Raw genomic sequence first — 9495 nt, 5'->3', positions numbered from 1 at the left:
CAATGGACGCTTACGAAGAAGCCGCAGAGTAAACAGACGACAACCAGATCAGCCCCCGCAATGGCCAGGGGCTGATCTTATGGGATGAAATTGCCAGGAATCCCAAATGGCGGCGTCTTGATGCTGGTCCCGGTCAGACCATGCAGGAATTCCACAAGACTGGTGATTTCTGCATCTGTCAGGTCAATCTCTGGGATGTCGATCCGGCTGCGTAGGCGCGCCATTTCGAACTGATCGCCCCATACCGCGAAATCAATCTGTTCCAGCCACGGAATTTCGGGCAGGGCGGCCATGTCACGGGTCCAACGCGACAGGCTGCGTTCAGGGTTGAGGTGATGGCGGATCACGCTGTCGAGATCGGGAAAGGCCCCGTTATGGCCGTATGGTGCGGTTAGAGCGACATTGCGCAGCATCGGCGTTCGAAAGCGGTAGGCATCCTCAAGCCGATCACTTTCGCCCATGCGGCCAACATCGCGGACATTGGGATCCCATTGCCGGGTGCGGCCCGGGCCAAAGGGCGGCAAGGCCAGCGCGTGGAACTTCTGATCCGACATTAGGGGCCCGGCGTGGCAGGTGGAGCATTGCGCCTTGCCATAGAAAAGGGTCATCCCAGCCTTCTGAACCGGTGACAGCGCATCGGTGTTCCCTGCCAGATAATGATCAAAAGGGCTGTCGATACTGCGCCATTCGATAGCCATGAAGGCGGCCAGAGCATTGGCGATCTGGGTGATGGTTATGTCTTCGGATGTCTCGACTTCAGGGAAGGCTGCGATCATGGCCGGACCGTAGGCGGGGTCGGTGCGCACACGCTTGGCAAGGATCGGCCAGCCCTTGTCTATCCGGTCATGTACCGCGCCGGTCACCTCGTTTTCAGCCACATTTCCTGCCATCTCAAACTGCGAGGTCAGCGGGAACAGCGCCTGCGCGGCCAGCAGAGAATTCAATCCCGCGGGCAACCATTCCTGCGCCGGAGAGTTGAAGCCGTTGCCATAGACATCCGAGATACTCAGTCGTCCGTCATGGAAAACAGTATGGATGTCCTTTGCCCCGAGGTTCCAAAGGCCGGGCGAATTTCGGGGAATACGCTTGCGGATTTTGTCGGACCCAGTGCCCGGCGTGCGATCGGGGCCTAACCCCTGACCGCCTTCGCCAATACCCAGCGACAGGCCGTCGGATGTTCCGAAATCGGGATGGTGGCAATGGGCGCAGGCGATGTTTTGATTGCCCGACAGGATTGGATCGTAAAACAGTTGATGACCGATGGCTGCCTGTTCCATATCAAAGGACAGGAAATCATCATCGGTCAGCGTGCGTGGCAGCTCTTGCGCTGCGGCTGCGCCGGCGAAAAGGAAAGCAATCCCATGCGCCAGATTATATTTGCCCTGTGTATGCTTGCGACCCCTGCGCTGGCCGAGCTGGAACAGGCGCGTGACATGATGGAGGCCGGCGCGTTCGAGGCCGCGCGCGAGGAACTGCTGCCCGCCGCCCGATCCGGCAATGCCGAGGCCGAGGAATTGATCGGTGTGATGTACGGGTTGGGTCTTGGAGTCGAGCAGGATTATGAACGGGCCTTTGAATGGTATCTGCGCGCATCGATGAAGGGGCATCCGGGCGCACAATCGGGGATCGGCTGGTATTACGAACTGGGTCTGGGCATGCCTGCGCCCGATCTTGTGCGGGCTTACATGTGGTACACGCTCAGCGCCATTGGCGGCGATCCCGACGCGGCAATCAGCCTTGAGGAAGTGGTCAAGAAAATGTCGCCGGAGCAGATTGAAAGAGCCCATGTTCTGGTCAACGACTATAAAGGGTGGATGTACCCGTTTCGGTGAGGGTCGGGCCAAACGCCCGACCCTAAATGGCTTAGTTCAGGTCCGCGTCACGCGATGCGTTGACGTCTGCCTCGGCCGCTGCAACGGCTTCGTTGAGCGCGGTGAAGACCTCATCACCACGACCGACGTTGGTTTGGAACCACTCGTAGACCGGGGTTGCCGCCTCTTTGAACGCGGCTTTCTGCTCGGGGGTCGGCACGTACAGATCACCGCCACCGGCGACGAAATCCTCGTAGGCCTGGATCGACTTGCGCTTGGGTGAGGCAAAGGTGGCCTGCTGCAGCGCATAGAACCCATCGACCACGACACGGCGCATGTCTTCGGGCATCTCCTGGAACTTGGCGTTATTCATCCACCACAGAGCGCCCATATAGGCATGGCCGTCCAGGGTGACATATTGCAGGCCTGCATCGGGGAATTTCATGCCCATGATGTCGGTGATGCCGTTCTTGGACCCTTCAACCACACCGGTTTGAAAGCTGGTGAACAGTTCCGGCCACGGGATCGGGGTGGGCGATGCACCCAAGGCTTTAACCAGCTCTTGTGGCAGGTCAGCGACCACGGTGCGGATTTTCAACCCTTCCATATCAGCTGGTTCAGCCACGCGACGCTGGGTGTTGGCAAAGTTGCGCCAGCCACCAGTGTTGCCGATGGTCATCAGACGGATCGCGCCGCCGGAATCCTCAAGTGCCATGTCGCGCATGGTGCGGGTGAAATCGCCGGATAGAACATGCTCGGCAATCCGGTCATCCGCCATAAGGTAGGGTAGGTCGAGGACCTGAACATAGGGAAAGATGCCTGACGCCCCGCCCGAGGTCGAGATATAGATGTCGATGGTTCCATCGGCCACACCCTGCAGGCATTCCGCGCCGTTCGAACACAGCTGCGTACCGATGAACAGCTCGACCTCGATCGCGCCGTTCGAAGCGGCTTCGACATAGTTCTTGAAAACGATTAGACCGTCATAATCCTCGTCATTTTCGTTCGAGTTGGCCGTGGCGCGCAGCGTATAATCCGCTGCCGTGGCCGCGATGGCTGATGCGGCGACCAGCGACGTGGCCACCGCTGCGGTTTTGATAAAGGTTCTGAGCATGCGTTTCCTCCCTGTGGAACTCAGTTAGTTGGCAAATCCCGTTATCCTCGGGATCGTCATGGATAATGCGGGGATGTAGGTGATCAGAAAGATCACGATGATTTCAACGGCCAGAAACGGCAGGATCGCCTTGGCAATGGTTTCAACCTTTTCGCGCGACACGGCGGCGGCCACGAACAGCACCAGCCCCATGGGCGGCGTGGCCAGACCAACAGTCAAATTGACGCTCATGATGATGGCAAAGTGGATCGGGTCGACGCCGAGGCTGGTAAAGATCGGTCCCAGGATCGGCCCAAGAATGATGATCGCAGGCCCGGCATCCAGAAACATGCCGACAACGAACAAGAGCAGGTTGATCAGAAACAGCAGGATCAGCGGGTTTTCCGACAGGCTGAGGATCAGCGAGGCCAGCTGTTCTGGCGCATGGCTGAGGCTGACCACGGTTTTGAACGCCATCGCCGCCCCCACCAGCAGCAGAACGACGGCGGAGGTCAGGCCGGCATTGCTGAGGATCTCGGGCACTTCTTTGAGCGTCAAGGTGCGCAGGATGAAAAAGCCGATTAGAAAGGCATAGCCGACGGCCACTGCTGCGGCTTCGGTAGGTGTAAAGATACCGCCCAGAATACCACCCAGAATGATCACCGGAGTCAGCAGTGGAAAGAACGCCTTGAGGCTGGCCTGACCCCGTTCACCCCATGTGTATTTGCGGCTGGCAACGGGAAAATCATACTTGTCGGCCATGAATTTGATCATCAGCATCAGGCCAACGCCAACCATTACGCCCGGCACGATCCCGGCCAGAAACAGCGCCGCAACGCTTTCGCCCATCACATAAGCGTAGATGATCATGATGCCCGAAGGCGGGATGATCGGGCCTATGACGGAACTGGCCGCCGTGATTGCCGCGGCAAATTTGCGGGTATAGCCCTGCTTCTCCATCGCCGGGATCAGCATTGAACCCAGCGCTGATGTATCCGCCACGGCAGAGCCTGAAAGTCCCGCAAACAGGATCGAGCTGAGCACGTTCACATGCGCCAACCCGCCGCGAAAATGGCCCATCAAGGCTTGGCTGAATTCCACCAGACGGATGGTTATCCCGCCGCGGTTCATTAGCTCTCCGGCCAGCATGAAGAAAGGGATTGCCATCAGGGGAAAGCTGTCCATGCCGTTATAGACATTGCGGTACAGCAGGGTGATGTCATTGGATTGGCCATTCAGCCACAGCAGGATACCCGGGGCGGCCAAAAGGGCGAAAAAGACCGGCAGGCCAATCATCAGAAAGACAAGGAAGGTGGGCAGGAACCAAATCAACATCTATTCAGCCCCCACCGGTGCGTCGGCAATTTCAGGCAGCAGGTCTGCGCCCCCCAATAGCGAGACAATCGCGCGCAGGATCAGCTCGACATTTACTACGATCAGAAGGGCCACCCCCACCAGCAGCGAGGCCATCATCCAGCTGCGCGGGACGCGGTACCATTCGTCAAAGCCAAATGAGGTGGGAATATACAAAGCGGCGGTTGCGAATTTGCCCCCGAACCCGGTCACTTCGGACCAGCCGATCTTTACCGCGACCAGCAGCACCGCCAGTGACACGAACAGCAGCGCGAGCATCAGTATCTGTCCCAATACGCGCGGAAGCATCAGGGGCACCATGTCGATGGCCACGAACCCGCCGCGGCGAAATGCAGTCGGGGCCATCAGACCCGTCATCCAGAGCATGCAGAACCGGGCGGCCTCATCCGGCCAGGGCAGTGCGTTGCCCAGCACATATCGGAAGAATACTTGAATCAGGATTGCAGTCACCATGAATGCAATTGCAACGACGCCAACCGCGCGGCCCAATCGCAGCACGGTTTCGTTCACGAATGCAATCGGCGCCAGCATCGTTGCCAGTCCGCCCATGCGTTTCCTCCCTATGTCAGCCGCGGGTTTGTCCCCCAGTCGTCAGAGCGCGCTTAGGACTGCGCGAATTGGCCGAGTTTTCCGGCATAGAAGGTCAGCGCGTCTCCATCGCTTATGCTGGCCTTCAGGACTTTGCCCACCACGATCACATGATCGCCTGCGTCGTGATAAGCGTGTTGTTCACATTCAAACCGTGCCAGACAATCCGGCAGCAGAGGGGTACCATTTGAGCAATGCCCATGGGCGATGTCTCGCAGCGCAAAGGCGTTTTTCGAGCAGCCGAAACACAGCTCGGCCTGTTCAGAGGACAGTACATGAACGCTGAAATGGCGCGCCTTGTGGAAATAGGGGAAGCGGCGCGAGTTGCGGTCGCCGGCCCACATGATCAGGGGCGGGTCCAGCGACAGGGACGAAAAACTGTTGGCGGTGATGCAGACCGGACCGTCCGTGCTGTTGCAGGTGACGATGGTAACTCCGGTGGCAAAGCGGCCAAACGCATCGCGCAGGGTTCGGGTGTCATCCTTGTGTGGGATGAAAGTATGGTTCATGTCCTGTGACATTGCATTCATCATGGTACCTCATGGCCCAGTGCCGCCTCATAAAGGCGGTACCAACTCTCGCGATCCAGATTGACTTTCAAGGCGTCCGAAATCTGTTTGATCCGGCCCAGATTGTTGGTGCCCAGCACCGGCAGGATGCCTGCAGGATGTGCCAGAAGGAAGGCCACGGCCACTGCGGCCCGGTCCACTCCGAATTCGGCGGCGATCTCATCCGCGACCACGCCGACCGGAGGGTTCCCGGCCATCAGCAGTCCGCCGCCCAGCGGCGACCACGCCATCACCGGCTGCCCATGCTGTTGATGAAACGCTAGGTCGCCATTGGTGAAGGGGCGGATTTCGCCCAGCGAGATCTCGACCTGGTTGGTGACCAGTTGGGTCTTCATCGCTGATTGCAGAAGCGTCCAGTCCCACGGGCGGAAATTCGATACGCCAACCGCGCCCACCTTGCCGCTGGCCACGACCTCGTCCAGCGCTGCGCCGGTCTCATGGTGGTCCATGAAGGGATCAGGGCGGTGGATCAGTAGCAGGTCGACATGGTCGATTGCCATTTCGGACAGCGAGGTGTCGACGGATTTCAGGATATGCGCGCGCGATGTGTCATAATATTTGACCATGGCGTCTGCGTATCGGCCCATCGGCGCAACGATGTCGCATTTGGTGACGATCTCCATCCGCGCGCGCAGCGCCGGATTGGCGCGCAGGGCGTTGCCCAAAACCGCCTCGGCTGCGTAACCGCCATAGATGTCGGCCTGATCGAATGTGGTGATGCCCTGATCCAGGCAGGCTTGTATCTTGGCTTCGACATGATCCGCCGAGGTGTCACTGTCATCACCCAAGCGCCACATGCCGTATACCAGGCGGCTCATTTCCAGCGTGTCTGAAAGCTTTACACGTTGCATTAGCGGCGAACTCCGTTGCCCAGCGGGGTGGCTGGGATGGTTTTGGGCACGCGTCCGTATTCCTCGGGAAGCGAGCAGGTTTTCAGGTTGGGCATCACGCGGGCACCGAAATGGCGGGCCTCGTCCAGATGTGGATAGCCCGAGAAGATGAAGGCGCGGATGCCCATCTTTTGATAGTCTTCAATCTTGGTCATGACCTGATCGGTGGAGCCCACAAGCGCTGCGCCGCAGCCAGACCGCGCCCGGCCAACGCCGGTCCAAAGACCTGGCTCGACATAGCCGTATTCATCCGCCAGATCGCGGTTTTTGGCCTGATGCGCAACACCCAGCGAGGTGGAATCCAGCGCCCGTTCGCGGATGGCGCGACCGTATTCGTCGTCCAGCTTGGATACGATGTAATCAGCGTATTCCTGCGCTTCGGCCTCGGTATCGCGAACGATCATGTGAACGCGCAAGCCGTAATCCAGTGTCCGGTTGTAATTCTCGGCTACCGCATGAACCGCCTTCATCCGCCCGGCCAGTTGATCCTTGGTTTCTGGCCACATCAGATAGACATCGCAATGCTCTCCGCACAGTTCGAGCGCAGATGGGGAATAGCCGCCGAAATACAACAGTGGTCCGCCGGTCTGATAGGGTTTGGCTGGATCGGTGGTCAGGCCCGAGAAATTATAGACCTCGCCCGCATGGTTGATCTCATCCCGCGTCCAAGCCTGTTTCAGGATTTCGACGACTTCGCGCGAGCGTTGATAACGGAACGCGCTGTCTGCCTTTTCACCAGGAAAATCGGACGAGATGATGTTGACCGTCAAGCGCCCCTGCAACATGTGATCCAGCGTCGCGATGGTGCGGGCCAGCATGATGGGCTGCATTTCACCGCAACGCACCGCGGCCAGCAGGTTGATCTTGTCGGTGATCGGTGCGCATCCAGCAACAAAGCTGAGCGTGTCCTGACCGACCTGATAGGATGACGGGCACAGGATGTTGCGAAACCCCTGTGCCTCGGCCTCTTTCACGATGGCGGAACAATGGTCCCAGCTGGACCGCAGATCGCCATCGGGCATCCCCAGAAACTGATAGTCATCCGAACACAGAGCCGAAAACCACGAGACCTCGGCCGCATTCAGATCGGGGGAGGTGATTGGGACGATCGTCATCTGAGTCGGTCTCCGCAATGGATTTGCTTTTTCTCTTGCGTAGCAATCACATTGATGTAGATCAATAGTGTATCAATTTTTCCTGTGACCAATCGAAGCGCCCCGACGTGCCCCCCACAAGCCGAAACCCCAATGCCCTTCCGATATATGTTCAGATTGCAGAACTGCTGATCCGCGATATTGCGGCCGGCCGTCTGATTGACGGTGAGCGCCTGCCGCCGGAACGGGACATGGCGGTGGACCTGAATGTCTCGGTCGGGACCCTGCGAAAATCGCTGTCTGAGCTTGAGAAAAAAGGGATGTTGGAACGCATTCAGGGCTCGGGCAATTACATCCGTGAGACCGGAACGCAGAACAGCGTCTATGCGATGTTCCGGCTTGAGCTGCCCGAAGGGGGCGGTTTGCCAAGCGCGGATATCCTGTCGGTCGATCATCTGGAAAAGCCTGCCAATCTGCCCGGTTTCGGAGCCGCGGCCACGGGGTCGCGCGTGCGCCGGATGCGCTATTTGAATGACACAATCATCGCGGTCGAAGAGATATGGCTCGACGAATCAGTGGGTTTGATCGACGGCGACCTGCTGTCGGACTCGCTGTATCGCTATTATCAGCAGCAGTTGGGGTTCTGGATCACGCGGGCCGAAGACAGGGTTTCAATCGCGGCGCTGCCCGATTGGACACCGACGGGCTTTACCAAGCCCGTTGGGCAGACCGTCGGGTATATCGAGCGGTTTAGCTGGTCAGAACAGGCCGAACCCGTCGAATTCTCTAAAACTTGGTTCGATCCGGATCGGGCCACCTATGTTCAACGCTTGAAGTAAAAGGAAACGCGCATGACCCGGACCATCAATTACGGGCTGATCGGATGCGGCATGATGGGGCAGGAGCACCTGCACAATATCGCTCTGCTGGATGGCACGCGCGTGGCGGCGATCTATGAGCCCGACCCGCAGATGGCCCGCGCCGCGCAAGAGATCGCACCGAAGGCCGAGATGGTGGGGTCGGTGGCTGACCTTCTGGCGGTAAAGGATCTGGATTGCCTGGTCATCGCCAGCCCGAACCACCTGCATGTGGATCAGATCTGCGACATCGCGGCGATGCGCCCACTGCCCCTGTTGGTGGAAAAGCCGCTTTTTACCGATCCGCAGGATGCGGCGCGGCTGGAAACGGTGCAGCGTGACTATCCCCATCCAATCTGGGTGGCGATGGAATATCGCTATATGCCTCCGATTGCCGCTTTGATCAAAGGGCTCCAATCCACCGGCGGGGTGCAGATGCTGACGATCCGAGAACATCGATTTCCCTTTCTGGAAAAGGTCGGCAACTGGAACCGGTTCAACCGCAATACCGGCGGCACATTTGTCGAGAAATGCTGCCATTTCTTCGACCTGATGCGGCTGATCCTTGGGTCCGATCCGGTGCGGATCACCGCCAGCGGTGGGCAGGCGGTAAACCATCTGGACGAAAGCTATGATGGGGAAACGCCGGATATTCTGGATCACGGTTATGTTCTGGTTGATTTCGCCAACGGCACGCGGGCGATGCTGGAACTGTGCATGTTCGCCGAAGGATCGCGGTACCAAGAGGAAATCTCGGCCACAGGACAATTGGCCAAGATCGAGGCGCTGGTGCCGGGGCCGGGGCGCTTTTGGCCCGATCATCTGGGTGAGCCGCCGGTGCCGCAGGTGATTGTCAGCCCGCGTAATCCGAAGGGGCCGGTGTCACAGGACATCCCCGTCGATCCGCGCCTGCTGGCCGCCGGGGACCACAATGGATCGACCTATTACCAGCATCAGGGGTTCCTTGCGCTTGTCCGCGGCGAAAGGGCCGCGCCGGATGTGACGCTGCAGGATGGTCTGTGGGCCGTTCGTATGGGGTTGGCGGCACAACAGGCGCTGGCAACGGGTGAAGCCGTTCGGTTGACCTGATAGGCAACAAGGACGATGCGCTGAGCCGGTGACGAAATTGCGCCTATCGGAAACGCGCTCCCCCAACTTGCGCATAAAAACCTGTCGTTTTTGATTTCTAATGGGTCTTTTTCGCTTGTTGATGCTGCAT

10 protein-coding genes are annotated in these 9495 nt (G+C 58.8%); 3 read left to right on the top strand and 7 right to left on the bottom strand.

Features of this window, described 5'->3' with window-relative positions; all coding sequences use genetic code 11:
• Window positions 1–77: 77 nt before the first annotated feature.
• Complete coding sequence (locus tag AC2FFB_RS13310) at window positions 78–1277, bottom strand: cytochrome-c peroxidase (RefSeq protein ID WP_281995461.1); 1200 nt, start codon at window positions 1275–1277, stop codon at window positions 78–80.
• 84 nt (window positions 1278–1361) lie between these two features.
• Here AC2FFB_RS13310 and AC2FFB_RS13305 point away from each other — a divergent pair, with 84 nt between their 5' ends.
• Complete coding sequence (locus AC2FFB_RS13305; protein ID WP_496692579.1) at window positions 1362–1832, top strand: tetratricopeptide repeat protein; 471 nt, start codon at window positions 1362–1364, stop codon at window positions 1830–1832.
• 31 nt (window positions 1833–1863) lie between these two features.
• Here AC2FFB_RS13305 and AC2FFB_RS13300 read toward each other — a convergent pair whose 3' ends face one another.
• From AC2FFB_RS13300 to AC2FFB_RS13275, 6 genes are read right to left on the bottom strand one after another with little or no spacing between them, the layout of a single operon-like run.
• Window positions 1864–2925 carry a TRAP transporter substrate-binding protein gene (locus AC2FFB_RS13300; RefSeq protein WP_496875021.1) on the bottom strand — a complete coding sequence of 354 codons (1062 nt, stop codon included), beginning with the start codon at window positions 2923–2925 and terminating at the stop codon, window positions 1864–1866.
• Window positions 2926–2949: 24 nt separating this feature from the next.
• A complete protein-coding gene (locus tag AC2FFB_RS13295; protein WP_142637247.1) occupies window positions 2950–4239 on the bottom strand; it encodes a TRAP transporter large permease in 1290 nt (429 codons plus the stop codon).
• Complete coding sequence (locus tag AC2FFB_RS13290; RefSeq protein ID WP_496689969.1) at window positions 4240–4827, bottom strand: TRAP transporter small permease; 588 nt, start codon at window positions 4825–4827, stop codon at window positions 4240–4242. It lies immediately after the preceding gene.
• Window positions 4828–4880: 53 nt separating this feature from the next.
• Window positions 4881–5396, bottom strand: coding sequence for a flavin reductase family protein (locus AC2FFB_RS13285; RefSeq protein ID WP_185956692.1), 516 nt, complete (start codon window positions 5394–5396; stop codon window positions 4881–4883).
• Window positions 5396–6286, bottom strand: a complete 891-nt coding sequence (locus AC2FFB_RS13280; protein WP_496689968.1) for an aldo/keto reductase — start codon at window positions 6284–6286, stop codon at window positions 5396–5398. Before AC2FFB_RS13280 ends, AC2FFB_RS13285 begins: the two co-directional genes overlap by 1 nt.
• On the bottom strand, window positions 6286–7440 hold the full coding sequence (locus tag AC2FFB_RS13275; RefSeq protein WP_496689967.1) for an LLM class flavin-dependent oxidoreductase: 1155 nt from the start codon (window positions 7438–7440) through the stop codon (window positions 6286–6288). Before AC2FFB_RS13275 ends, AC2FFB_RS13280 begins: the two co-directional genes overlap by 1 nt.
• A gap of 107 nt (window positions 7441–7547) precedes the next feature.
• On the opposite strand from AC2FFB_RS13275, the gene AC2FFB_RS13270 reads away from it, so the two are divergent.
• On the top strand, window positions 7548–8258 hold the full coding sequence (locus tag AC2FFB_RS13270; RefSeq protein WP_496875020.1) for a GntR family transcriptional regulator: 711 nt from the start codon (window positions 7548–7550) through the stop codon (window positions 8256–8258).
• Window positions 8259–8270: 12 nt separating this feature from the next.
• A complete protein-coding gene (locus tag AC2FFB_RS13265) occupies window positions 8271–9365 on the top strand; it encodes a Gfo/Idh/MocA family protein (protein WP_496875019.1) in 1095 nt (364 codons plus the stop codon).
• The last annotated feature ends 130 nt before the right edge of the window (window positions 9366–9495 follow it).

It is taken from the genome of Ruegeria sp. YTSA219, from assembly GCF_059609985.1.
Note: the sequence above shows the minus strand (reverse complement) of the source record. Positions and strands in the feature narration are given on the sequence as shown.